Origin of the sequence: Kaistia granuli DSM 23481, from assembly GCF_000380505.1 — a bacterium.
Classification (GTDB): domain Bacteria; phylum Pseudomonadota; class Alphaproteobacteria; order Rhizobiales; family Kaistiaceae; genus Kaistia; species Kaistia granuli.
In genome coordinates, this window is sequence record NZ_AQYH01000010.1 from 640213 (window position 1) to 665687 (window position 25475).

The 25475-nt window shown below is 64.2% G+C and carries 21 protein-coding genes and 1 tRNA gene; 6 read left to right on the forward strand and 16 right to left on the reverse strand.

Features of this window, described 5'->3' with window-relative positions:
- Positions 1-49 precede the first annotated feature (49 nt).
- The 5 genes from G342_RS0118135 to G342_RS0118155 form a co-directional block, all read right to left on the reverse strand.
- Entirely contained in the window at positions 50-736 is a 687-nt protein-coding gene (locus tag G342_RS0118135; protein ID WP_018184593.1) for an ABC transporter permease, read from the reverse strand.
- Positions 736-1398 (reverse strand): ABC transporter permease, encoded by a 663-nt coding sequence (locus G342_RS0118140; RefSeq protein WP_018184594.1) that lies wholly within the window; start codon positions 1396-1398, stop codon positions 736-738. Before G342_RS0118140 ends, G342_RS0118135 begins: the two co-directional genes overlap by 1 nt.
- Positions 1399-1514: 116 nt before the next feature.
- Positions 1515-2279: an ABC transporter substrate-binding protein gene (locus tag G342_RS0118145; protein WP_018184595.1), complete on the reverse strand. Its 765-nt coding sequence runs from the start codon at positions 2277-2279 to the stop codon at positions 1515-1517.
- A 130-nt stretch (positions 2280-2409) separates the two neighbouring features.
- Entirely contained in the window at positions 2410-3024 is a 615-nt protein-coding gene (gene mobA, locus G342_RS0118150; protein WP_018184596.1) for a molybdenum cofactor guanylyltransferase MobA, read from the reverse strand.
- Positions 3021-4259 (reverse strand): benzoate/H(+) symporter BenE family transporter, encoded by a 1239-nt coding sequence (locus tag G342_RS0118155; protein WP_018184597.1) that lies wholly within the window; start codon positions 4257-4259, stop codon positions 3021-3023. Before G342_RS0118155 ends, mobA begins: the two co-directional genes overlap by 4 nt.
- Here G342_RS0118155 and G342_RS0118160 point away from each other — a divergent pair.
- Both G342_RS0118160 and rsgA read left to right on the forward strand, forming a co-directional pair.
- Positions 4259-5047: a GntR family transcriptional regulator gene (locus G342_RS0118160; RefSeq protein ID WP_245557292.1), complete on the forward strand. Its 789-nt coding sequence runs from the start codon at positions 4259-4261 to the stop codon at positions 5045-5047. The genes G342_RS0118155 and G342_RS0118160 overlap by 1 nt on opposite strands.
- A 232-nt stretch (positions 5048-5279) precedes the next feature.
- The gene (gene rsgA, locus G342_RS0118165) at positions 5280-6251 is read left to right on the forward strand and encodes a ribosome small subunit-dependent GTPase A (RefSeq protein WP_051094331.1); all 972 of its coding nucleotides are present in this window, start codon (positions 5280-5282) and stop codon (positions 6249-6251) included.
- 18 nt (positions 6252-6269) lie between these two features.
- Here rsgA and G342_RS0118170 read toward each other — a convergent pair whose 3' ends face one another.
- The 3 genes from G342_RS0118170 to G342_RS0118180 form a co-directional block, all read right to left on the reverse strand.
- On the reverse strand, positions 6270-6611 hold the full coding sequence (locus G342_RS0118170; protein ID WP_018184600.1) for a YciI family protein: 342 nt from the start codon (positions 6609-6611) through the stop codon (positions 6270-6272).
- Positions 6612-6852: 241 nt separating this feature from the next.
- Complete coding sequence (locus tag G342_RS0118175) at positions 6853-8469, reverse strand: AAA family ATPase (protein ID WP_026304585.1); 1617 nt, start codon at positions 8467-8469, stop codon at positions 6853-6855.
- A gap of 305 nt (positions 8470-8774) precedes the next feature.
- Positions 8775-9254 (reverse strand): VOC family protein, encoded by a 480-nt coding sequence (locus tag G342_RS0118180; RefSeq protein WP_018184602.1) that lies wholly within the window; start codon positions 9252-9254, stop codon positions 8775-8777.
- A gap of 335 nt (positions 9255-9589) precedes the next feature.
- Between G342_RS0118180 and G342_RS0118185 the strand changes: the two genes are divergently transcribed.
- Entirely contained in the window at positions 9590-12043 is a 2454-nt protein-coding gene (locus G342_RS0118185; RefSeq protein WP_026304587.1) for an arylsulfatase, read from the forward strand.
- A 64-nt stretch (positions 12044-12107) separates the two neighbouring features.
- Here the strand turns inward: G342_RS0118185 and aspT are convergent, their stop codons facing one another.
- Together aspT and yghX are read right to left on the reverse strand one after the other, a co-directional pair.
- Positions 12108-13775 carry an aspartate-alanine antiporter gene (gene aspT / locus G342_RS0118190; protein ID WP_018184604.1) on the reverse strand — a complete coding sequence of 556 codons (1668 nt, stop codon included), beginning with the start codon at positions 13773-13775 and terminating at the stop codon, positions 12108-12110.
- 182 nt (positions 13776-13957) lie between these two features.
- Positions 13958-14845: a YghX family hydrolase gene (yghX, locus tag G342_RS0118195; RefSeq protein ID WP_018184605.1), complete on the reverse strand. Its 888-nt coding sequence runs from the start codon at positions 14843-14845 to the stop codon at positions 13958-13960.
- A gap of 315 nt (positions 14846-15160) precedes the next feature.
- Here yghX and G342_RS24600 point away from each other — a divergent pair, with 315 nt between their 5' ends.
- The gene (locus tag G342_RS24600; RefSeq protein ID WP_018184606.1) at positions 15161-15598 is read left to right on the forward strand and encodes a YbaN family protein; all 438 of its coding nucleotides are present in this window, start codon (positions 15161-15163) and stop codon (positions 15596-15598) included.
- 53 nt (positions 15599-15651) lie between these two features.
- Here the strand turns inward: G342_RS24600 and G342_RS0118205 are convergent, their stop codons facing one another.
- The 5 genes from G342_RS0118205 to G342_RS0118225 form a co-directional block, all read right to left on the reverse strand.
- A complete protein-coding gene (locus G342_RS0118205; RefSeq protein WP_018184607.1) occupies positions 15652-17472 on the reverse strand; it encodes an ABC transporter ATP-binding protein in 1821 nt (606 codons plus the stop codon).
- A 631-nt stretch (positions 17473-18103) separates the two neighbouring features.
- Positions 18104-19138, reverse strand: a complete 1035-nt coding sequence (locus G342_RS0118210) for a DUF1214 domain-containing protein (RefSeq protein ID WP_026304588.1) — start codon at positions 19136-19138, stop codon at positions 18104-18106.
- A gap of 259 nt (positions 19139-19397) precedes the next feature.
- Positions 19398-20444 (reverse strand): Gfo/Idh/MocA family protein, encoded by a 1047-nt coding sequence (locus G342_RS24605; protein ID WP_018184609.1) that lies wholly within the window; start codon positions 20442-20444, stop codon positions 19398-19400.
- A 135-nt stretch (positions 20445-20579) separates the two neighbouring features.
- Positions 20580-21368 (reverse strand): ThuA domain-containing protein, encoded by a 789-nt coding sequence (locus G342_RS0118220; RefSeq protein ID WP_026304589.1) that lies wholly within the window; start codon positions 21366-21368, stop codon positions 20580-20582.
- A 221-nt stretch (positions 21369-21589) separates the two neighbouring features.
- Entirely contained in the window at positions 21590-23044 is a 1455-nt protein-coding gene (locus tag G342_RS0118225) for an MFS transporter (RefSeq protein ID WP_018184611.1), read from the reverse strand.
- A 158-nt stretch (positions 23045-23202) separates the two neighbouring features.
- On the opposite strand from G342_RS0118225, the gene G342_RS0118230 reads away from it, so the two are divergent.
- Positions 23203-23277 (forward strand) — tRNA-Val (locus G342_RS0118230).
- 656 nt (positions 23278-23933) lie between these two features.
- Positions 23934-24674, forward strand: a complete 741-nt coding sequence (locus G342_RS0118235; RefSeq protein ID WP_018184612.1) for an outer membrane protein — start codon at positions 23934-23936, stop codon at positions 24672-24674.
- A 382-nt stretch (positions 24675-25056) separates the two neighbouring features.
- Here the strand turns inward: G342_RS0118235 and G342_RS0118240 are convergent, their stop codons facing one another.
- Entirely contained in the window at positions 25057-25257 is a 201-nt protein-coding gene (locus G342_RS0118240) for a hypothetical protein (protein ID WP_026304590.1), read from the reverse strand.
- Positions 25258-25475: the final 218 nt, after the last annotated feature.

Below are 25475 nucleotides of genomic sequence, written 5' to 3' on the forward strand. Positions count from 1 at the left end.
GCTTCAAGCGGAACGGTCCGGCGGCGTCAGCTGCCGGACCGTTCTGGTCTCAGGCGGTGCGCAGGTGTCGGGTCAGGTAGTGCTCGATCTTGTCCCAGATCCGGCGAATGCTCTCCACCACGATCAGGTAGAGCACAGCGGCCCACAGATACACCTGGAAGTCGAAGGTGCGGGAATAGGCGAGGCGGGTCACGCCCATCAGGTCGAAGACCGTGACAATGGCGGCGACCGACGACCCCTTGATCATCAGGATCACCTCGTTGCCCAGCGGGCGCAACGCGATCAGCAGGGCCTGCGGCATGATGATCTTGCGAAAGATCTGCCGGGGCTTCAGCCCGAGTGACATCGCCGCCTCGCGCTGGCCGATCGGCACGGCCTTGATGGCGCCACGCAAGATCTCCGCCTGGTAGGCCGCTGTGTTCAGCGTGAAAGTCAGTACGCAGCAGAAGAAGGCATCCCGGAACAGCCACCAGAGGCCGACCGCCTCGAGTTGGACCCGGAACTGGCCGGCGCCGTAATAGACCAGAAAGGTCTGGGCGAGCAGCGGCGTGCCCCGGAAGAAGTACATGTAGCCGAAGGCGACACCTCGCAGCAGGCGGCTGCGGCTCATGCGCGCCAAGGCGACGGGCCAGGCGAGCAGGGCGCCTAATGTGATCGAGATCGCGACCAGCTGCAGGGTGACGACGAGGCCTTGCAGCATGCGGGGGCCGTAGGTGGCGAGCGCGTCCCAGTTCATCACGCTCTCCTCAGGCCGCGATTGGCCCAGCGTTCGATCGCCACGATGCCGATCGACGAGATCATCGAGAGGGCGAGATAGATCAGGCAGGCGACGCCGAAGAACAGGAACGGCTCCTTGGTGACGCGAACTGCGATACTGGTCTTGCGCAGCAGATCCTCAAGCGCGATCACCGAGACGAGCGACGTGTCCTTGAGCAGGATCAGCCAGAGATTGGCGAGACCCGGCAGAGCGAGACGGACGAGTTGCGGCACGATGACGAGGCGCAATGTTGCCGAGGGACGCAGCCCCAGCGCATAGGCGGCTTCATACTGGCCGCGGCCGATATTGTTGAAGGCGCCGAGGAATACCTCCGACGCATAGGCGGAGAACACCACGCCGAGCGCCACCATACCGGCGACGAAGCCGTTCACCTCGACCGGCGCGTCGCTGAACAGGCTGACGAATTTCTGCAGGGCGATCTGGCCGCCGAAATAGACGATGAAGATCGTCAACAGTTCGGGCAGGCCGCGAAAGACGGTCGTGTAGGCATTGCCGAACGCGCGGATCCAGCGGTTGGGGCTGCGTTTGGCGAGCGCCATGGCGAGGCCTAGCGCCAGTCCGAACGGCAGGGTCGCGAGAGCGAGCCGGATGGTCAGCCAGGTGCCTTGTAGCAACTGCATGCCCCAACCGTCGGGACCGAAACTCAACAATCTTAGCAGGTCCACGCGGCCCCCCGGGGTGCGGCGAAAGGCAGGGCATAGTCGGACGCTTGTCCACGCCCGACTATGCCAGCGGCTCAGTCCTTCCAGATCGAGAAGGGGAAGTACTTGGCGTTGATCTTGTCGTAGGTGCCGTCGGCCTTGATGGCGACGATCGCTTCCGAGATCTGGTCGCGCAGGTCGGTATCGGACTGGCGCACGCCGGCTCCGACGCCATCGGTCGGCATATCGGTGCCAACGAACTCGCAGCAAGCGCCGTCCGCCGTCTTCAGCCAGTCAAGGCCGGGCAGCTTGTCGACGAAGAGCATGTCGATGCGCCCCGAAACCAGGTCGAGATTGACCTCGTCCTGGGTCGGATAGAGCTTGATCTCGGAATCCTTGTACTTCTCCTCGAGCTCGGCCGCCTGGACGGTCGAGGACTGCGCGCCGATCGTCTTGCCCTTCAGGCTCTCCGGCGAGGTGTCCTTGATGCCGGCGGTCTTCGGCGCGATGAAGGAGGAGGGCGACTGATAGTAGGGACGAGAGAAGTCGATGACCTTCTTGCGCTCGGGCGTGATCGACATCGACGAGATGATGGCGTCGAACTTGCCAGCCTGCAGCGCGGGGATCAGTCCATCCCAATCCTGGACGGCGAAGGTGCATTCCGCCTTCATCTTCTCGCAGATCGCCTTGGCGATATCGACGTCGAAGCCACCGATCTGATTGTCGGCGCTGACGAAGTTGAAGGGCGGGAAGGCGCCTTCGACGGCGACCCGGATGTTCTTCCATTCCTTCGCCTGGACGACGCCGGTGACAGCCATCAAGGCCAGAGCCGCGATGGCGGCCTGCTTCACGATACGCATTTGCATTCCCTCTGACATACGCTTTTTCTAGTGCGTCCGGTTGCGCCTGCCATCGGCAGACGTTCCGTCCTTGCCATATATTCCCACCTTTTGCGGGGAGGCTGCAACTGCCTGTGGGCGGGCGCTCCGCTCAGCCCTTGATGGTGGCGGAAAGCCAGTTCGCCGCTTCGTCAAGCTCGGCCCGGGTGTTGGCGTTCAGGAACGGATCCGGCCCGCCGGTTGGGGATTCGAAGTTCACGACGACGAAACCGCAACTGGCAAGGAAAGCGCGCACGCCCTGGCTCTTGGCTGTCTGGCGCCAAGAATCGAGCGTGTCGGCGAGGTCGACCGGCCACAGGCCGACGACCGGGTGGTCCCGATCGCCTGACGCCGCGATGACGATCCGGGTTTCGCCATCGCGGGCCGCATCGAGCTGGGCCACGAGATCCACCGGGAAGAAGGGGGTATCGATCGGCACCGTGGCGATGAAGCTCGGTCGCGCGGGCAGCGCCGCGGCCCAGCGCATTCCCGCCAATATGCCGGCCAGCGGCCCCGTATCCGGCCGGTCGTCGGCGAGAACTGGCAGCCCCGTCGATGCGAAGCGGGCCGGATCACCGTTGGCGTTGATGGCCAGCGATGTGACCTGGTCACGGAAACGGGCGACGACGCGGTCGATCAGCGGCACGCTGCCGAATTCGACGAACGCCTTTTCGCGCCCCATCCGGACGGAATTGCCTCCTGCGAGGATGACACCTGCGACGGTCATCGGCTCCTGTTTCTGTTGAGGAGCATGAAGGCTCCGCCGGCGATGAGCCCCCAGAATGCCGCACCGACCCCAAAGAAGGAAAGCCCCGAAGCCGCCGTCACGAAGGTCACCATCGCCGCATCCCGATGCGCGGGCGCCGAGATCGCACCGGCGAGCGCGCCGGCGAAAGCGCCGAACAGGGCCAGGCCGGTGGCGGCCTGGATCAGCACCGGCGGCGCCACGGTGATGAGTGCTGCCGCGAGCGTCGCCGCGAGGCCGAGGAAGAGATAGAACACGCCCGCCGACACCGAAGCGACCCAGCGCCGTGCGGGATCGGGATGGGCGTCGGGACCGGCGCACATCGCGGCGGTAAGGGCTGCGAAGTTGAGCGTGTGGCCGCCGAACGGCGCGGCGAGGATGCTGACGATGCCGGTGCCGACAAAGACCGGCCCGACCGGCGGCTCATAGCCATTGGCCTTCATGACCGCGATACCGGGGAGGTTCTGCGACGCCATGGTGACGATGAAGAGCGGGATGGCCAGCGAGATCAGGCCCTGCAGTGTGAATACCGGCCAAACGAAAACGATGTCGGGCGTGATGTGATCGATCGACCAGCCATCCGCCGGCGCGGTCCAGATGATCAGCGCGACCGCCGTGGCGACCGCCGCCGGTACCGCCCAGATCCGCTTGATCCGTCCGACGATCGCCCAGGCCAGCACGACGGGAATCGCGAGCGCCGGCTCCACGCCGACGGCCTTGGCGGGGGCGAGGCAGAGGCTGAGCAGGATGCCGGCCAGCATCGCGCTCGCCAGCACCGGCGGGATGGATGAAACGAGCCGGCCGAATGGCTTGATCAGCCCGGCCGCGATGATCAACACGCCAGCGAGGACGAAGGCGCCGACGGCGGCCGGGAAGCCGCCCTGGATCAGGCCGGTCGCGGCGAACAGGACGGAGCCCGGAGTCGACCAGGCGATGCTGATCGGGATCCGGTAGCGCCAGCTGAGGAAGATCGAGAGCAGGCCTTGCGCGAAACAGATCGCCATCAGGCCGGAGGCAGCTTGCGCAGGGGTGGCGCCAACGGCCGTAAACCCTTGCAGTACAACCGTAAAGACGCCGGCAAAGCCAACGAAGGCGGCGATGATGCCGGCCAGGATCGGTTGCATCAGCCCGACGGGGCGGGTCGCGCGGACAGGATGGGTCGACGGCCGGTCCGCCGCGTCGAAACGGGCGGCTGGCGCCTCGGCTCGGATATCCATTGCAAGGGCCTCGATTGCATTCACCGAGCAAATTGTTAGATTGGATCCAATCGACAGGCAAGGGCGGATCGTGCTTGTCTCGCACAGCTCTGGAGGAATCGGACATGACGGCTGCGTTGTCGGAGCTGGTGCAATCCGCGGCGCCGCGGTTTCGCACGGCGACCGAATTCGTCGAGGCAACGCTCCGCGAGGCCATCCTTTCCGGGGCGATCGCACCGGGAACGCCGTTGCGGCAGGAGGAGCTGGCGGCGACCTTCAAGGTGAGCCGGATGCCGATTCGTGAGGCTTTGCGCCAACTTGAGGCGCAGGCCCTCGTCGATTTCGAGCCGCACCGCGGCGCTGTCGTCGTCCAGATCACGCTGCTGGATGCCATGGACAACTACGCCATCCGCGCGGCGCTGGAGCCGCAGGCACTCCGCCATTCGATCCCGCATCTGAGCGAGACGGATTTCGACCTTGCCGAGGAGTTGCTGGCCGAGATCGACCAGGAGACCGACCCCGGCCGCATGGGTGAACTGAACCGGCGCTTCCATATGACGCTCTACGCACAGGCCGGCTTGCCGCGCCTGATTGCGCTGACAGAACAACATCTTGCGACGGCCGACCGACATCTGCGCTTCCATCTCGCGGCCGTCGGCGACATGGGCCAGGACGAGCATCGGGAGCTGCTGTCGGCCTGCCGGGACCGCGACGTGGAACGCGCCGTGGCGACGCTTTCGCGCCATCACAACCGCGCCCGCGAGGCGATGAGCGCCTATTTTGCCTCGCGCGACGGCGGCAAAGCCTGAGCGGCGACGCTTGCGCGAGCCGTCGGCGCGGCCCTATAGAACGCGAGGCCGAGGCGGGCGGCGGTGCGTGGCCCGTGTCCGGAGCGCCAGATCGGCCGGGTTTCCGTTAGCCTGGCGTCACCCCTCTGTTACCCAGGATGCTGCCGATGACCGCGACGCCCTACCGCCCGGCCCGATCTTGAGCGAGATCGGGATCGATCCCGCCGCCGACGACGCCTCGGCGCTTGCCGGCATGGGCTGGTCGGATTTCTTCGCCGAGCAGGTCGAGCCCGACGAAGCGGCTCTCGAGCGTATGCGGATCGCCACGGTGCACCGGGCGCGGATGAGCGCCGTCTCGGTTGATGGACCCGTCCGGCTGACGCTGCCGGTCCACACCAACACCGGCGACTACGCCGTCGGCGACTGGGTGCTCGTCGAGCCGGAGACGCATCTGCTGCGCCGCCGGCTGGAGCGGCGGACGCTGCTGTCTCGCCGCGTCGAAGGCGGCACGCAGCCGCAGCTGACCGCCGCCAATGTCGACACGCTGTTCATCGTCACCTCCTGCAATGCCGATTTCAACGTCGCCCGACTCGAGCGCTATCTGGCGCTCGCCAACCAGGCCGGCACGCATCCGGTGATCCTGCTCACCAAGGCCGATACGGTCGCGGATGCCGAAAGCTATGCGACGCAGGTGGCGACGCTGCAGCGCGGGCTCGATTGCGTCACGCTGGACGGGCGCAGTGGCGAGGCCGCGTCAGAGCTCGCGCCCTGGTGCGGGGCAGGGCGGACGGTGGCGCTGATCGGCTCCTCCGGCGTCGGCAAGTCGACGCTCTTGAACACGCTGGCCGGTCCCGATCAGGACGCACCGCAACAGACCGGCGGCATCCGCGAGAGCGACGCCAAGGGCCGCCACACCACGACCTCGCGCTCGCTGCACCGGATCGCCGGCGGCGGCTGGGTGATCGATACGCCCGGCATGCGGACGCTGCATGTCAGCGACGCGGCCGAAGGCATCGACCAGCTGTTCGCCGAGATCACCGAACTGGCGCCGAACTGCCGTTTTCGCGATTGCACGCATGAGCACGAGCCGGGCTGCGCCGTGCAGGCGGCGGTCAAGGCCGGCACGCTCGATCCCGACCGCCTCGATCGCTGGCGCAAGCTGCAGGACGAGAACCGCGCCAAGACGCCGGTGCTGAAGGGCCCGAAGGGCAACAAGCGCCGCTGAAGGGGCGAACCGAGCGCGTCAGTGGAACGGGCGCACTTCGACGGGGGCCCGGCAGGCGATCGCGGCCTTGCGGCCCCAGGCCAGCGCCTCGTCCAGGTTCGCGGCTTCCAAGACCCAGAAGCCGCCTATGTGCTCCTTGGCTTCCGTGTAGGGTCCGTCGGTGACGACGATCTCGCCATTGGCCTTGGCCCGCAGCGACTTCGCACTCGCCACCGGCTTCAGGCCGCCCACGAAGATCGTGGCGCCCGCCGCCTGCATCTCGGCGTTGAGCGCATCGATATCGCGGTCCATGGCCGCGTCTTCGGCGACGAAAGGGTCGTAGTCGTCGGGATGGTGAATGGCGACCAGATACTGCGTCATGGTTCCTCCTGAGCGAGTTCGCGCGCCTCGGCTAATTGGTCTCTCGTTCCCCTGCCGAACGAGCGGCCCGGAATTCGACAACCGCCGAGGGATTCTTCGATGCGGTCTGGGCGCTGAGTTAATCCTCGGACCCGATCACCAAGACCGCTGGCTGGCGCAAGGCGGAGCACGAGAACCGCGCCAAGACACCGGTGCTGAAGGGGCCAAAGGGCAACAAGCGCCGGTGACGGGCCTCTCCGCCTTAATGGGCCGTTATAGTGGGCAGAATCCTGCTCAGCGCGGACTTCAACTTGTCTAGCTTGGGGTCGCGCATTGTGCGGGTCACCCAGCTTTCGAACGCCACTTTAGAGTTACCCTTAAGGTGCTTCGCCGCCAGCGCGAGAAGGGCCTTGTTGTCGAAATTGGCCAGCAAGGTCGGCAGGTCTCGCCTTCCGATGGCATCATCAATCCGGTCGCGCGCCTCCTTGGCAACTGCTGCGACGTCCAGCGCTTCGGTACGTTCAGCATAAATTGCCGCAAGATCTGCGGGTGATTTCACATCCTTGAAGTCGATCTTCTTCAACGTGCGATCGATCCGTCTGCGGCAGTAGCGCAGCACAACCTCATCAATTGAGCCGGGTCTGGAGACCTCCATGAGGACTTCATCCAAAAGCGCTCCGAGTTTAGCTTCAATTTCAGTGTTTTGAAACTTCTCTTCTTCCAGGATGGCGGTAGCGACTTCCGGATGCAGGAGTAGGTTCTCTATCTCCGAGACGGGGAGTGTGCCGACCCCGAATTCGGCAAGAAGTCTCTTGTCCTCATCACTGTAGTCATCGGCGTCAACAAGACCTGCACATGTTACGCGAGTGAGGCTCGCGTTCCTCCGCATGGTAGCAACTGCGTGAATGACATTTTCGCAGGGGCCTCGCGGTAGCACCGTCCAGTCGGGATAACAGGCTCGGTAGATTGCGAGATCGAGGCTGGCACCGGTGCCTTCAACGAACAAAATTGGTTTGCGGCTGCCGAGGATTAGCGTTGCGACTTCTTCGCTGAAGCCGCTGTCTTCGGGAACCTGTTCGATCTCCCACAAGCCAGGCGCCCGATAACTACGGATGACGAACTTCTGGCTGGGCCGCGAGGCGGCAAATTCGAGGTCGTGGGTAATCACAAGAAAGGCGCAATCAGGACGTGCCGCTTCCGCCTCGTCCCAAAGTTTGCCCAGAATTGCGCGGTGGACATGGAGTTCCGGTTCGTCGAAAATCAAGGTTGAATCTGGTTCAGCGACCAGAACTTGGCCGAGCATGTAAAAGACCGCTCGCTCTCCATCGCTCATTTCGGCCGCGCTGTAGGACGACTGCCCAGCTGCCGCTATCTTGATGTCGTCTCCCGTGATCTCAAGGCTGCGATGAGGGAGAATTCTTTCCCAGATGGCTGTCAGCTTCTGAAAGCGCGTCAGTTTCGGCTTTTCGAGCGTGCCTGCATGTATGGAGTTGTGAGTCTGTAATGCTACGTTAGATTGTTCAGCAAATAGCGATTGCACAAGAAAATCATAGTCATTTAGAAGATTAGTCTCAGCGCTGTTTCCCCATCTTCTGCTGTTTCTATAGCCCATTCCTTCTTCACGTTCCACGTCTGCGTAGCCAAAACGCAATCCATTCTGTGCCTTCACCTGGCTGATTTTCGCAACGGTCGGATTGAGGCGCAAAGAACGATGAGCGGAAATGCGGTGGGCATTCATGCCCAATTCTTTTTCAGCGCGTGCTGCTAGGCGCGTTTTGCCGCTACCATTCGCTCCGACGAAGAAAGTGGAAGAGCCAGGCACCAGCTCGATCTCAACGGGCTTAAGCGACAAATCTGGAACGCTGAAGATAAAGGACATTCGTGATCACCCCGGTTGGTCACGAATGTCTAGCTAGATTGTTGGTGCACGCCAAGGTAGAATGATGGGTGTCGAAATGCTACGGGAGTAGAAGAAATATAGATTTTCGGCACACCTCATGCTCACATCGGAATAACGACATTTGTGAAGTGAAGCGCGTTGCTCCAGGGCGGGCTGACGGCTCATTGGCCGCTCATTTTAGCGGCGAGTAGCCGTTCAGACCCGTGCCTCAAGCAACCATCAAAAGTCGCGGGGCACTGTAGCCGAGACAATTGGGTGCTACTTCAGATCTCTCCAGCGCTACTTCACCCCCTTCTTGCCGCCTCGATTGCGGCGACGTCGATCTTCTTCATGTCCATCATCGCCTCGAAGGCGCGCCTGGCTTCCTCGCCGCCGGCCGCCATCGCCTCGGTCAGCACGCGTGGCGTGATCTGCCAGGACACGCCCCATTTGTCCTTGCACCAGCCGCACGCACTCTCCTGGCCACCATTGCCGACAATGGCGTTCCAGTAGCGATCGGTCTCTTCCTGGTCGTTGGTGGCGATCTGGAACGAGAAGGCTTCGCTCTGCCGGAACGCCGGTCCGCCATTGAGGCCGATGCAGGGGATGCCGGCGACGGTGAAATCAACCACCAGGACGTCGCCGGCTTTGCCGGATGGGAAGTCGCTGGGGGCGCGATGGATGGCGCCCACCGAACTGTCTGGAAATGTCTCGGCGTAGAAGCGGGCCGCCGCCTCGGCGTCCTTCTCGTACCAGACGCAGATCGTGTTCTTGGCAATCGCCATCGCGTGTCCTTTCGCGGCCGGGGCCGAATTGCGAAATGCTTTCCCGTCCTGCGGGCAGGGGCCTCGTGAAATCTTGGAATGCATGGGCCCGATGCGTGGTTCCGACGGCGGCGTCTGAACTTGCGCACGGGTCGTGGCGGCGAGGCCGACTGTAACCAAATCGTGCGCTGGCGTGACAGCGAAAGAATTGAGGCTTGTACCGGTCTTCTGTATTTTGGCGTCGCCGTGTCGAGCCTCTCTCCGAATAGCCAATAACAATTCGTCTGTATTCCATATTGCTTTTCATCCGGCAGTTCATGCCAAGCAAGATCTGCGGATTTTTGTGGAGATGCGCCATGATTTCAAGGCGATTTCTGTCTTTCCTGATGCTTTCTTCCGGCTTCTGCATCCTGAGCGCGCAGGCGCAGACGATCACCGGCACGCCGGGATCGCCGAGCGCGACGCAGACGATCGACGGCCACACGATCCCGCCGCCGCCACTGCCCTTCGGCGGGGTGATCAATCTCGACGCCGCCAACTCGAAGCCGTTCTGGCCGCCGCGGGTGGTGCCGCCGGCCGGCGCGCCCAACATTCTGCTGATCATGACGGATGATGCCGGCTATGGCGTTTCCGGCACGTTCGGCGGCGTCATTCCGACGCCGGCGCTCGATAGGGTAGCCCAGGCGGGGCTGCGCTACACGCAGTTTCATTCGACCGCGCTCTGCTCGCCGACGCGGGCGGCGCTGATCACCGGCCGCAACCACCACTCGGTCGGCTTCGGCGTCATCACCGAGCAGTCGACTGGCTTCCCGGGCTATGATTCCGTCATCGGCCCGGAGAACGCGACGATCGGCGAGATCCTGAAGGAGAACGGCTACAAGACCTCGTGGTTCGGCAAGGAGCACAACACGCCGAGCTTCCAGTACAGCCTCTCCGGTCCGTTCGACCAATGGCCGGTCGGCATGGGCTTTGACTATTTCTATGGCTTCATGGGCGGCGAGACCAACCAGTGGACGCCCTATCTGTTCCAGAACACGACCCAGGTGTTCCCTTGGATCGGCCGTCCCGGCTACAATCTGACGACCGATCTCGCCGACAACGCGATCGACTATTTGAGGCAGACCAGCGCCTCGGCGCCGGACCAACCGTTCTTCCTCTATTTCGTTCCCGGCGGCACGCATGCGCCGCACCAGCCGACGCCCGAATGGATCGCCAAGTTCAAGGGCAAGTTCGACATGGGCTGGAACGCCATGCGCGACGAGATCTTTGCCAACCAGAAGCGGCTTGGCGTCATTCCGGAGAACACCGCCCTGACGCCCTGGCCGGACAGCCTGCCGAAATGGGATACGCTTTCCGCCGACGACAAGAAGATGTTCGCTCGCCAGGCCGAGGTCTACGCCGCCTATGTCGCCTATACCGATCATGAGATCGGCCGGGTGATCCAGGAAATCGAGGACCAGGGCAAGCTGGACAATACCCTGATCATCTATATCGAGGGTGACAATGGCACGAGCGCGGAGGGCTCGACGCTCGGCACGCCGTTCGATCTCGCCGCGATCCAGGGCATCGACGTTCCGGTCCAGGACCAGCTGAAGTTCTACGATGTCTGGGGCTCCGACCAGACGACGCCGCATATGTCGGTCGCCTGGTCCTGGGCCTTCGACACGCCGTTCAAATGGACCAAGCAGATCGCCTCGCATTTCGGCGGCACGCGGCAGGGCATGGCGATGGCATGGCCGGCGCGCATCCGCGACGCCGGCGGCATCCGGACCCAGTTCCACCACATGATCGACATCGTGCCGACGATCCTGGAGGCGACGGGAGTCCAGGCGCCTGTCACCGTCAACGGCATCGCGCAGCGCCCGATCGAGGGCGTAAGCATGAGCTACAGCTGGGACAAGTCGAGCCAGGGCGTGCCGTCGGCCCGCACCACCCAGTATTTCGAGATGTTCGGCGACCGCGCGATCTATCACGACGGCTGGATCGCCTCGACGAAACCGCCGCAGCCGCCCTGGCTGCTCGGGCTCGCCAAGATGCCGGACGTGATCGATGGCTATGACTGGGAGCTCTACAATATCATGGAGGACTATTCGCAGAACAACGACGTCGCCGCGCAAAACCCCGAGAAGCTGCAGGAGCTGAAGGACCTGTTCCTGGTCGAGGCATCGAAATACAACGTGTTTCCGCTCGACAATTCGATCGTGCAGCGTCTTCTGGCGCCACGTCCGAGCGCCACGGCCGGGCGGAACAGCTTCTCCTATGCCGGGCGCGTTTCCGGCATTCCGCCCAGCGCCGCGCCGGATCTCCTGACCAAGTCCTATACCATCACGGCCGAGGTCGAGATCCCGCAGGGCGGGGCGGAGGGCATGCTGGCGACGATGGGCGGCCGGTTCGGCGGCTATGGGCTCTATCTGGTCCAGGGCAAGCCGGTCTTCCTCTATAACCTGCTGGCGCTCCAGCGCTTCCGCTGGGCCGGCAACGATGCGTTGACGCCGGGCAAGCACACCATCGTGTTCGACTTCACCTATGACGGGCCGGGCGCGGGCAAGGGCGGCACGGGCGTGCTCAAGGTCGACGAGCAGGAGGTTGCCCGCCAGACGGTTCCGCACACCACACCGTTCCTGATGACGATCGACGAGACCTTCGACGTCGGCGTCGATACGCGCAGCGGGGTCGAGGACAGCGACTACCAGCTGCCCTTCGCCTTCACCGGCAAGCTGGATGGGATCACCTTCAAGCTCGGCCCGACCCAGCTCGGCGCTGCCGAGCAGGCAGCGGCGCGGACCAAGCTGGCACGGGCGAGCGACTAGGTCGGTTCGCGGTCGCCCTTGGAAGACGGGCAGGGCGGCGCGTTCCGGGAGAGGTGCGCCGCCTTCAGTCCAGCATGCCGACCAGGCCGACGACGACCGGGCCCATCAGCGGCAGCAGGACGTTCGAGATGGCGTAGGTGACGGTATAGCCAATCACCGGCGTCGAATTGCCGGCGATCGAGACCAGGGCGCTGATCGACGGCGTGCTGCAATGCTGGCCGGCGATGGCGCCGAGCAGGATCGGCGCTTCGATCTTCAGGAGATAGTGGCCGATATAGAGCGAGATCAGCGCCGGCACGGCGGAGACCAGGATCGCCAGCACCGGCAGCACCAGGCCGTATTGCTTCAAGAGGGCGAACGCGTCCGGTCCGACCGACAGGCCGACCGCCGCGATGAAGGTCGCGAGACCGAAATCCTTCATGAACTGGGCCGCCTGCGGCGGGATCCCGCCATATTGCGGGCGGTGCATGTGAAGCCAGCCGAAGACGAGGCCCGACACCAGCGCGCCGCCGCCCGTTCCAAGCGTCAGGTTCAGTGCCCCGATCCGCAGGCTGAGCTCGCCGAGCCCCAGGCCGACGACGATGCCGAGTCCCAGCATGATGAAGTCGGTCGCCGATGTCGCGGGCAGCGGGTGCCCGAGGGCAGGGGCGGCCCGCGCGATCGCTGCCTCGGTGCCATAGAGGGTCAGCACGTCGCCCTCCTGGAGCGTCGTTCCGGGAAGGGAGGGGACGGACTGGCCCAGGCGGCGGATATGCGAGATGAAGACGCCTCGTCTCTGTTCGGCGCTGGCCATGCGGCGGAGATCGCGGATCCGGCGCCCGTTTACTTCGCGGCGCGTCAGGACGACCTCGCGCTCGACCAGCGGGACCGTCTCGCCCGCCGGCATCGGCACTTCCTGGTCGAAGCGTTCGCTGACGGCGATGACGGCCCGGCGCCGGCCGATCACCAGGACGATATCGTCGGCCTCCAGCACGGTCTCGGCGGTCGGTTCGCTGAACACGCCGTCCCGGCCGACCCGCCCGATGGTGACGACGCCGTTGACGCTGTTCTCCAAGGCGCCGACGCTGCTGCCGGCGTTCGATCCGGCCAGGAAGGCGCGGGAAACGATCTCGGGAACGCCGTTCTCCTTGTCGGAATCGTCCTCGGCACCCAGTTGCCGCGCCAGCTCGGCCGAGGCCTCGCGCACGTCGACGCCGAGCAGCAGCGGGCCGATCTGCGTGGTGAAGACGACGATCGCGACGAGGCCGAAGAGGTAGGTGACGCTATAGGCGGTCGCCATGTTGGCCTGTAGCCGCGCCACCTCGGCGGCTGGCATGGCGAGGCGGGCGATGGCGTCGGAGGCGGTGCCGAGGACGGCGGATTCGGTCGCCGAGCCCGCGAACAGGCCGGAAGCGGTGCCGTGATCGAGCCCGAACAGGAGGATGGCGCCGACCAGGAGCAGCAGGACGGCGCCGACCTCGACGAAGGACAGGATGCCGTAGCGCCAGCCACCGCGGATGTTGGTGAAGAACTGCGGGCCGGCCGTGAAGCCGAGGGCGAAGATGAACAGGGCGAAGGCGGTGTTCTTCAGATCGGCGTCGATCGTCACCCCGAGCTGGCCGATGGCCAGCGCGACGAACAACGTTCCGCATACCCCGCCGATCTGGATCGGCCCGATGCGGAGCTTGCCGATCAGATAGCCGAGGGCCAGGCAAAGGAAGAGCGCAACAACCGGCTGTTCAATGAATGCCACGATTGAATCCCGGCTTTGCGGCGCAGTAGACGATCATGACTATTCGCCGTTTCCTCTCGCTTCGCAAGAGTAGCGTCGCCGCGTTGCTGGATGGGCGAGAGTATCCGTTCGAGCGACCTGGCGCCGGAGGTGGCGGTCTCCGGCGCTTGGCTCCGTGGCGGCGCCTCGACGTCGCGGGACGCCTATGAGAGATATTTCTTGAACCAGTCGATCGTTCGCTGCCAGGCAAGATCGGCGGCAGCCTTGTCGTAGCGCGGGGTCGAGTCGTTGTGAAAGCCGTGGTTGGCGCCGGGATAGACATAGGCCTCGTAGGTCTTGCCATTCGCCTTCAGCGCCGCCTCATAAGCCGGCCAGCCTTCATTGATGCGGGTGTCCAGTTCGCCATAATGCAGCAGGATTGGAGCCTTGATCTTCGGCACGTCCTCGTCCTTGGGCTGGCGGCCATAGAAGCCAACGGCGGCACCGAGTTCGGGATAGGCGACCGCCGCCGCGCTGGCGACGCCGCCGCCATAGCAGAAGCCGACAATGCCGACTTTCCCGGTGGTTGCATCGTTCTTCATCAGGTATTCGACCGCCGCGAAGAAGTCGTTCATCAGCTTGGTCGGATCGACCTGCTGTTGCAGCTCGCGGCCCTTTTCATCATTGCCGGGATAGCCACCCTTGGAGCTCAGGCCGTCCGGCGCGAGGGCAATGAATCCCGCCTTGGCGAGGCGGCGGGCGACGTCCTCGATATAGGGATTGAGGCCGCGGTTCTCGTGCACGACAACGACGGCCGGCAGCTTGCCCTCGACCTTGGCCGGGCGGACCAGATAGCCGCGTACTTCGCCATGGCCGTTGGGCGAGGGATAGGTGACGTATTCGGCAACAATGTCCGGATCGGTGAAGGGTACCTGCTGGGCCAGCGCGTAATTCGGGCTCATCGAGGCCAGCAGCGCTGCCGCCGTGATGCCGCCGACGGCGAATTTCGCCGCGCGGTCGAGGAATTCGCGCTTGGTGATCCGGCCATGGGCGTAGAAATCGTAGAGCTCGAGCAGTTCGGGATGAAAGTCCCTGGCGGTCAGTCGGGTCATCTTGGCCTCGTTGGCTGGAGGGGCAGGGTGGCGCCGTCGCTGGATGGTCGATGATCCATCCGTGGTCGCGCCATGACAAGCGTTTTGGACCGGCGACAGGCATCGCAATGCGGCCTATCGGTTGTATCCATGCAGCCATCCGGCGGGCGCGACGATGCCCCACGGTCTCGCGCCAAGGTTTTCCTTGGCGGCGGCGCGATGGCGCTCTATCTCCATCCTGCCTTTACGGCCGCCAGACTGGTCCGTCGGACGGCCGGTATCCTGCATCAAGACGGGCGGGGAGAGATTGAATCCAGTGGCGGCCGGAGGCCCCTCATGACGGCGAACCCGCAGGCCGGCACGCGCCGCCGCGCGGCCCTCCATGCCAGTCGGCGGGCCGGCTTCGTCGTGCTCGGATTCGTGTTTCTGGCGCTGGGGATCATCGGCGCCTTCCTGCCGGTCATGCCGACGACGATCTTCCTGATCCTGGCGGCATGGAGCTTCGGCCGGTCCTCGCCACGCCTTGAGGCGTGGATGCTCGCCCATCCGAGATTCGGCGGCGTGCTGCGCGACTGGCGTGCCCATGGCGCCATACCGCGCCGGGCCAAATGGATGGCCTGTGGCGGTATCACGCTCGGCTATGCGGTGTTCTGGCTCTCGGCCCATCCGCCTCTGTGGCTCGCCATCCTCGTCGCCGCCGCGATGCTCGCCAGCGCCGTCTGGATCGTGACGCGGCCAGAACCGGCCGCCGCCGGATTGGCCGCGCCGGAGTAGACCTGACAAGAAGGACGGGCCGGCGTCGAGCCGGCCCGTTCGGGTTTTATGTGTTAGGCCGCGAGGCCCCGGGTCAGATCCATCGCCTGCCGTTCGAACAGCTTGCGATAGATTCCGCCCTCGGTGCGGACCAACTGCTCGTGCGTGCCTTCTTCCGCGATTCGGCCGCGGTCGAAGACGAGCAAACGGTCGAGCGCCCGCACCGTCGACAGCCGGTGGGCGATGACGATCGCCGTGCGGCCTTCCATCAGCCGCTCCATCGCCTCCTGGATCAGCGCCTCGGATTCGGAATCAAGGCTCGATGTCGCCTCGTCCAGGATCAGGATCGGTGCGTCGGCCAGGAAGGCGCGAGCAAGCGCCACACGCTGGCGTTCGCCGCCCGACAGCTTGACGCCTCGTTCACCGACCAGCGTGGCATAGCCTTGCGGCAGCCGCTCGATGAAATCATGCGCGTTGGCGAGCCGCGCCGCCTCGATGATCTCGGACATCGACGCGCCGGGCCGCGCATAGGCAATGTTGTCCGCCAGCGAGCGGTGGAACAGGATCGGCTCCTGCTGCACGATGGCGATCTCGCCCCGCAGCGACGACTGCGTGACATGGGCGATATCCTGCCCGTCGATGACGATGCGGCCGTCCGTGACATCGTAGAGACGCTGGATCAGCTTGACGAAGGTCGTCTTGCCGGAGCCCGAATGGCCGACCAGGCCGATCTTCTCGCCCGCCTTGATGGTGACGTCAAAATCCTTGTAGAGCGGCTTTTCGTGGCCGGCATAGTGGAAGGTGACGTCGTCGAAGCGGATCTCGCCAGCGCCGACGCGCATCGGAATTGCGTCCGGCCGGTCCTCGATGCCGAGCGGCTGGGCGTGCAGGGCTACCAGCTCCTCCATGTCGTTGACCGAGCGCTGCAGGTTGCGGATATGCACGCCGACATCGCGCAGATAGCCCTGCAGCAGGAAGAAGGCCGTCAACACGAAGGTGACGTCGCCGGGCGTCGCCTGACCCTGCCACCACAGCATCAGCACGGTGCCGATGATGGCGCCGCGCAGCAGTACCAGCAGGATGCCCTGCGCCGTGCCGTTATTGGTGCCGCGGACCCAGGTGCGCGAGGTGCGCGAGCGCCATTTGGCGACGACGCGCGCGAGCCGGCTGTCCTCGCGATCCTCGGCGCCGAACGCCTTGACGACGGCATTGCAGGAAACTGCGTCGGCGAGCGAGCCGCCGAGCTTGGTGTCCCACTGGTTGGCGAGGCTGGCCGCCGGTGCGACGTAGAACAGCGACAGCGACACGGTCATGGCGATGTAGAGGACCGAGCCGGCGGCGACGATCAGGCCCATCACCGGCCAGTACGAGCCGAGCAGGATCGTCGTGCCGACCAGCATGACGAGCGACGGCAGCAGCGCGAGCAGCAGCGTGTCGTTCAGCAGGTCGAGCGCCCACATGCCGCGCGTGATCTTGCGCACGGTCGAGCCGGCGAACGCGTTGGCGTGCCAGTTGGTCGAGAAGCGCTGCACGCGATGGAAGGCGTCGCCGGCAATGTCGGTCATCATGTTCAGCGTCAGCCGGATGATGGCGAGGAAGGCGACATGGCGCAGCGCCATCATGCCGACGCCGAGCGCCATCAGGGCCGCGAACGCCGAAAGCGCCGCCGAAAGGGCAGCCTCGCGGTCGGTGATGCCGCCCGCCAGCGCGTCGACCAGGCGGCCGGCATAGAGCGGCAGCAGCACGTCGGCCATGGTCGAGACCAGCACGGTCACGGCGATGCCGGCGATCAGCAGCGGCTGATGCCGCCAATGGGCGAAGGTGAAACCCAGCACCGTCGTGAAGGCGTCGGCGCGCCATCGGATACGGAATCGGGGGAATCTGAATCGAGTCATGGTGCCAATCCGGACGCGCCGACGGCGCTGATCCGGTCCCGGAAAAAAGAAAGGAATGACGGCGAGCGACGCGCAATCGAGGCACGGACGTTCGCGGCTAATACACGGAGTAGCGGGGTGGCGGGTTTCGGTGGGCCCCGGTTATGGACCGGAACAGAACCCGCGGAACGTCCGAACTACGCTCGGGGAAAACCCGAGGCTGGTACAGCCGGGGCGATGATCATATGCAGCGATGCCATGCAAATCCCCCCACGTTCGGAGTTGAAGAGATAGCGTTTATAGACGCGTTGCCTTCGAGTGCCAAGAGTGCACGGGACGGCAAGGCGCACACGTCCGCCGATTGTGGCGACGGGGCAACAGAGTCTGGTGTGTCATCAACCGGGGTAGCGGGGAAATCATGCGGGCGGAATACTTTGAAGCATTCCCGCCAAGTCTCTGATCGTCATCATGAAACGACAGAGCCGGGATCTTGCCCGACGGCAAGCCGGTAGCCTCCGGTCGCGTGGCCGGCATTGCAGCAAGTCGGAAGGCGGGCGATCGAGGTGGCAAAGGGGAGCGTCCTATGCTCCCCATCGGCCTATTGCGACGGGGAGGGCAATGGCCTCCCCGCCGACGGTCTGGGCGCCGAGGCTTAGTCCAGGGGAATCGCCGCGGGGAAAGTCCACTCGCCGCTCAGTATGGGCTGCTCCGGGCGATAGAGCCGCGCCGTATAGTTCCAGCCCTCGACCACAGGCAGGCAGTTCGCGATCTTGCCGTCACAGCCGCCAAACTGGATCGTCACCGAACCGTCCGCGTTCTTCTCCGCGGTGATGTCGTTGACCGAATAGGCGTTGTGGTCGTTCTTCTCGAAGAAGCCCTGCTCGTTGTAGACGCTGACGGACCAGAAGGCCTGCACCGGAACATCCTTCGGGACGTTGATGGTGTAGATCGTCTTGCCGTCGTTCTTCGCGGGCGTGAAGCTCTGGTAGTTGGCCTCGCTGTCAGGAAGGCCACCCCAGCCGGCGGCCGTGCCGATCAGGTGCTGGACGGGATCGACCTGTTCGCGGGTTCCGAATGCGCCGCGAAACGACGTCTGGTACTTGGCCAGCGTGAGCAGCCCATTGCGGATGTCGGTGAGGTTGTCCTGGTTCCAGTCCGGCAGCTCGAGCTTTCCGGGGGCCTTCTGGGTGATCTCGATCGCATCCTGAAGCCTGTGGACCGCCTCGACATCCTTGGGGTCGTTGGGATCGACAAGGGTCCGGATAGCCGCAAAGGCATACCGCGTGCCGAACGTGTCCTGGGTGAGCGTCACGGTTTCCTTCCCGTGGGCGACGATCGGCACGTAGTGGTCCTGGTCGACGATCATCATCGACATGTAGCGCTCGCCTGAATCCGGCAGGGTCAGCGTCACGGGGCCGCCGGCGAGATCGAACACTGCGAACGAATAGAGCGTATCCCGATTCATACGGATGACGGTCTGGTTGTCGATCGAAGCCGGCTCGCGGGAGTGGTGGAACTTGCCCAGCGCGCCGACTACCTTCGCGTTCATCGCAAGGTAGTTGTCCGTCTCCGCGCGGACGAAGTTGTCCGTGGTAACCGGTTGCTTACTGTCTTGCGCCTGAGCGAAGGCTCCGCTCGTCAATGCAACCGAAGCCAATACGAGACCGATCCCAGCCGAGCGAAACATAGACATACCTCTTCATACGAGTCTGCGCTGCGTAATGCGGCGGGACCTTTCCACACGGCTTGAGTGAGCGCAACCTAAATGCCAACCGATACCGGGCCCGCCACTTAAGGTAGGCCCATCCCATGACGGGCGTAAAACAGCCCGTCATCCAAGCCTTGCTGGCCGAGCGATCACGCCGCCCGCAGGAATAGCGAGGCGCCAAAACGCACTCGGCCCGGACGTGCCGGGCCGAGGTTTCTTGTCGGAAGTGGTGTCGGGATCAGCCGATCTTCTTGCCGCGGGCGACGTCCTGGTCGAAGCAGAGGTCGAGGATGCGCTGCACCTCGGCGGCGCGGCGGAAGCTCGGGTCGCCGTTGACGCCGGACTGGCATGCCTTGACGAAGCGCTCATAGGTCGTCGGTACCGGCGGGCACTCGACCTTCTTCCAGGCCTGCGTGTCGATGTCGGCGCCGGCGCAGATCCTGAGCGACGAGGCCTTGCCGTCGGTCTTGACCTCGAGTGCGCCTTCGGTGCCGTAGAGCGTCAGCGACAGGTCGTTGGCATGGCCGGTGGCGAAGCGGGTCGCCGTGATGACGCCAAGCGCGCCATTGGCGAATTCCGTCATCATCACGACCGAGTCGTTGGCATCGAGCTTGTACTCGTCGATCTGGTCGTTCGGCGCCTTGTGGAAGGTCTTCAGGCGGCTGTCGACCGACTGGATCGAGCTGTCGGCGCCGAAGGAGGCGAAATCGACGATGTGCACGCCGACATCGCCGAGCACGCCCTTCGAGCCATGCTCTTCCGACAGGCGCCAGAGCCAGCGCGATTCGGTGCGCCAGTCGCCCCACTGCTTGCCGACCAGCCAGCTCTGCAGATAGGACGCCTCGACATGACGAATGGCGCCGATCTTGCCGGCGCTGACCAGTTCGCGCGCCTTCTGCAGGGCCGGCGAATTGCGATAGGTCAGGTTGACCATGTTGATGACGCCCTTCGCCTCGGCCGTCTCGGCCATTTCGAGGGCGAGCGGGTAGCTGGTCGCCAGCGGCTTCTCGCAGAACACATGCTTGCCGGCGGCGAGGAGCTGCATCGTCGTCGCATAGTGGACGGCGTCGGGCGTGACATTGGCGGCGGCGTCGAACTGGCCCCAGGCGACGGCTTCGTCGAGGCTGGCGAACAGGTTGGTGATGCCGTGCTGCTTACCGAAGGCGGCGCGGCGCTCCGGATCGATCTCGACGGCGGCGACGAGGGTGGCACCCGGAACGGCCTTGAAGGCGGTCGCATGGCTGTTGGCCATGTTGCCAGTCCCGAGGATGAGAAGCTTGACCATGATGATCGCTCTTGGATGACGGGAGCAGGTCCCGGGGAGTGGAGGGCTTCTTGGGGGAGGCGCGGACCCGCAGAATGATCCGCGGGCCGCCTTGTCGAAATGAACCGGCGGGGCCGGTTGCGTCAGCCGTCGGGCCTAGCGGAAACCTTCTTCGCCGCGCTTGTGCAGGGTTTCGCCCTTGATCGTCAGCGGGCCGTTCGGCGCCTTGTCGGCGGGGGTGTTCGGCGCCTTCTCGATGCCGGCCCAGGCCGGAGCGGGGTTGTAGGCCCACTTGGCGGCGTTCTTCAGCACCTGCTTGACGTCCGTGTTGTAGTAGATCGGATAGGTCTCGTGGCCGGGCGAGAAATAGAACACCTTGCCGCCGCCGCGACGCCAGGTCAGGCCCGAGCGGAACACTTCGCCGCCTTCATACCAGGTGACGAACACGGTCTCGTCCGGCTCCGGAACGGTGAAGGGCTCGCCATACATCTCGGTCTGCTCGATCTCGAAATAGTCGGACAGGCCCTGGGCGATCTGGTGGTTGCGGTTGATCACCCAGACGCGCTCAAGCTCGCCGGCCTCGCGCCACTTGAGCGAGCAGGGGGTGCCCATCAGGCGCTTGAAGATCTTCGAGAAGTGGCCCGAATGCAGGACGATCAGGCCCATGCCTTCCCAGACGCGCTTGGCGACCCGCTCGACCACGGCGTCGGAAACTTCGCCATGCGCCTTGTGGCCCCACCAGAACAGGACGTCCGTCTCGGCCAGGCGCTCTTCGGTCAGCCCATGCTCGGGCTCCTGCAGCGTTGCCGTCGAAACCTTCAGCACCGGATCTTCGGAAAGGCCCTTGGCGATCGTGGTGTGCATGCCTTCCGGATAGATCTTCCGGACGACTTCATTCTCCTGCTCGTGGACGTTTTCGCCCCAGACAACAACGCGGATCGTCATGACCATGGTCTCCCTAGACGTTTCCTGGCCGCAGAAGGCTTGTCCCGCGCGGCACGGGTGTGGATGTGTTCTGTGTCGGCCGAATGCGACCGGCCCGTGACCCGGCATTCGCCCAAAGCGCTTTGGATCGTAGACCGGCACACTCTATCGTGCATCTCCGATCGTGCAATATCCCCCGATTGACGCGACTGTCGCAGGCGATGGCCGTCGCGTCCTCTGGCCTATCCGGCCGGCTTCGACGCCGTCTCGCGGCCGGCGAGGTCGTCGCCGGCGGTTCGCGGCAGCCGGGCGCAGACGAAGGCGGCGAGCAGAGCGATGCTGGTGACGGTCAGGAAGGCTGCCGAGAAATCGGGCATGATCGGCGTGTCGCGGCCGGAAAAGGCGACCGACAGATGCAGCACGCTGGCCGAGACACAGATGCCGAGCGACAGCATCATCTGCTGCAGCGTGGTGTAGAAGCTGGTGGCGGCGCTCATGCGTTCGCGCTCTACCTCGGCATAGGCGATGGTGTTGTAGGCGGTGAACTGCAGCGCCTGCGAGAAGCCGCCGATCAAAAGCAGCGCATAGATGACCGGGATCGGCCAATCGGGCCGGAAGGCCGCGTAGATCGCCAGGAAGCCGCTGGTGGCGACGCTGTTCCAGATCAGCGTGTTGCGGAAGCCGAACCGGCGCAGGATCGGCGCGGCGGATGCCTTCATCGCCATGGCGCCGGCGGCGGAGATGAAGGTGACGAGCCCGCTATGGACGGCGGACATGCCGAAGCCGAGCTGCATCATCATCGGCAGCAGGAACGGCATTGCACCGGCGGAAATTCGCGCCAGGCTGCCGGCGAGCACCGACAGGCGGAAGGTTTCGAGCCGCATCAACGTCAGATCGAGGATCGGCGCCGCGTGGCGGCGGGCATGGCGGATGTACAGGGCGCCGGAGACGAGGCCGACGACCAGAAGCCCCCCGGCGGTCAGCGGCGACGCCTCGCCGCGTCCGCCGGTCTCGAAGGCGAACAGCAGCGAACCGAGCGAAACGCTGGAATAGAGCAGGCCGAGCGTGTCGAACGGTCGCCGGGCCTCCTCGCGGACATTCTCGATATAGCGGCTGGCGAGCAGGATGCCGACAAGGCCGAGCGGCAGGTTGACATAGAAGATCCAGCGCCAGTCCAGATAGGTGACGATCAGGCCGCCGACCAGCGGGCCGATCACCGGGCCGATCAGGGCGGGGACCATCACCCAGGCCATGGCCGAGACGAAATCGGCGCGCGACACCGTCTTCAGGATCACCAGCCGGCCGACCGGCACCATCATGGCGCCGCCCAGCCCCTGGAGGATGCGCGCGACCACCAGGAAGGGCAGGGAAGGCGCCTGCGCGCACATCAGCGACCCGGCCATGAAGATGGCGATCGCGGCGCAGAACACGTTGCGCGCGCCGAAGCGGTCGGCGAGCCAGCCGCTGGCGGGGATGAATACGGCCAGGCTGAGCAGATAGCCGGTCAGCGTGATGCTCATGTCGAGCGGCGAGACGCCGAAGCTCCGCGCCATCGTCGGCAGCGCCGTCGCCAGTATGGTCGAATCCAGTTGCTCCATGAACAAGGCGCTGGCGACGATGAGGGCGGTGATGCGATAGGCGGGGGCAGGCGGAGCGGCCGGGGAAGCGCTTGCGCCGAGTACGGTGTCACTTGGCATGAAAGGGCATTTCGTAAGGGGAGCGTCCTATCTGACGGATAGGGCACATGGCGGCAATTCACAATCCCGTGGTCATATCCCGTCGGCCCGGCTTGACTTCAACGGCCGCGGCAATCTATATCCGGCCACCTTCCCGGAGCAGCTTGCTTCGGTTGAAAGGGCGGTTAGCTCAGCGGGAGAGCATTCGCTTCACACGCGAAGGGTCACTGGTTCAATCCCAGTACCGCCCACCATTTCCTTTGATGTCATAGACTTAGCTGGCAATTGTCGCAGGCGGGGCATCGAGGGGGTATTCGTGCTCCATCTTTGCCTGTCTAACAACGCGCCGCTGTCGTCGCGCTCCTATCTACTCTGCCGTCAATCGCTGATCCCGGTCGCGGCGTCCGCGACAGCCATGGGCCGGGTTCGATGGTCTCATCCGTCAGATGGCGGCAAGCCCACGCCGCTCCCGACTGAACGATCTGCCGCCGCCTGGTGCGCAGTGCAGCGCATGGAAATCCTCAGCATTGATTCTAGTGTTGCCATCGTCCGGACGGACATGGGCGGGGAAGTCGTGCTGGTGTGCCAGGTTGCGAAATGTCCCTGGTGTCCCAAACATTGGCGACCCGTCTTTTCCTAATTCTTGCGAGCGGATGGTTGTGGCGTGAAAATCCTTGGTAACGTCAGGACGTCAATCGGGGGAGGCTCTGCCCAAACGCCACGGAACTGATTGGAATTCTTGAAGTATTTTCTTCCAGAATTTTCCGGATCTTCCGCCTCATCGCGTGCTTAACAATTGGTTGCATGAATTCGTCGCCTTCTACCGGGTGGTGTTGCCGTTCTGCCATGGCCCAAAATGGTTTGGCTGTGATACAAATATAATCAGATGCCTATTTATGGAGCCCCCCCGATGAAACTTCGCCTCGCAGCCCTCGCTCTCGTCCTCAGCGGCTCGACCGCGCTGGCCGCCGACCTGACCTATGAACCTGCCCCGGTTGCAGCACCGGCCGAAGTGTTCAACTGGACCGGCTTCTATGTTGGTGTTCATGGAGGCTACGGCTGGGGCCATACGCAGGACACGCACAACCCGAACGCCTCTGGCCAGACCCTGACCGGTGGCTTCGGCGGTGCGCAGATCGGCTATAACTGGCAGCTCCAGAACAATGTCGTGCTCGGCCTCGAGGCGGATGTTGCTGCCGGCAATATCGGCAAGGAGTGGGGTGGCGCCACGCAGTACGACCCCTACTACGGCGAAGACAAGATCGACTGGTTCGGCACGGTTCGCGCCCGCGTCGGCTATTCCGCCGACCGTTTCCTGCCTTACCTGACCGGTGGTCTCGCATGGGCGAATGTTGATCACAAGCTCGGCTGCGATGGTGCCCGTTCTCCGCTGCCGCCTCGCGGTTGCAGCAGCTTCGGCGCATTCGAGACTTCCAAGTCCGATACGGCCTGGGGTTGGACGGTCGGCGCCGGCGTTGAGTACGCCATTACCAACAATGTGACGGTAAAGGCAGAGTATCTCTACACCGACCTCGGCACAAATGATGTGACCCTTGTGGATCCCAACATCGCGTCGACGAACCCGATTAACAATCGCGAGTTCGACACCTCGTTCAACTCGGTGAAGCTCGGCCTGAACTACAAGTTCTGATTTGTTCGCAGGCTCTGCGTGACACGAAAGCCCCGCCATTTCGGCGGGGCTTTTTGTTGGGGGGCAGGCGCTAGCTCAAGCGGGCAGGGCGGGTCTCCGGCCCAAGGCGCGGCTGCCGTCTTCCTGCAAGCAGTGCGCGTAGACGATCGCCGTCGGCCCAGGAGCGCCTGAAAGGTTCTGGCGGCTGTGTGCGAGATGGCGATGTCGGCGTGGGTGCGGGTCGCGACGGGCCGGCCAGTGGCCACCTGCCGCTGTCGCGCGATCCTCAGCGCGGCGAATGGCGCGCCGGGCCGAATGGCAAGGTTTCAGCGAAGCCGCCGCGCTGCCGGACGGAACAGGTGATTGAAGACGGCGCGGGACGGAAGATGGCTTCAGCGGACCGTCAGGCTTGCTCCAGCATCAGATGCAGCTGGCTCTGTTCGGCGACGCGCTCGTGCTTTTCGAGTTCGCTCTTGATCCGGTATTGCAGCCGTCCGCCCGACTCCGGCAGGGCTGCGACAATGACATAGGTTCCGGGGGCGGAGCTGAAGATCTTGCTCCGGTCCATGGTGACGCGCTGTCCGACTTTAAATGTATGTGACATTGCTGAAACGTATCAGAAAACCCTGTCACGAGTCATAATAATTCCGGGCGCGCGAAGCGGATCATTGTAGTCGTGATTTTGCCATATCGATTGGGCGCCGCGCGAGTGTCCAAAAAAGACTTAATTGAAAGTTTGCAATTCCTGCCCGGGTCGTCTATATATCGTTCATCCCAGCCGAACCGAGCGGGAGTTCGATAGGCGCATTTGTCGATGCAGCC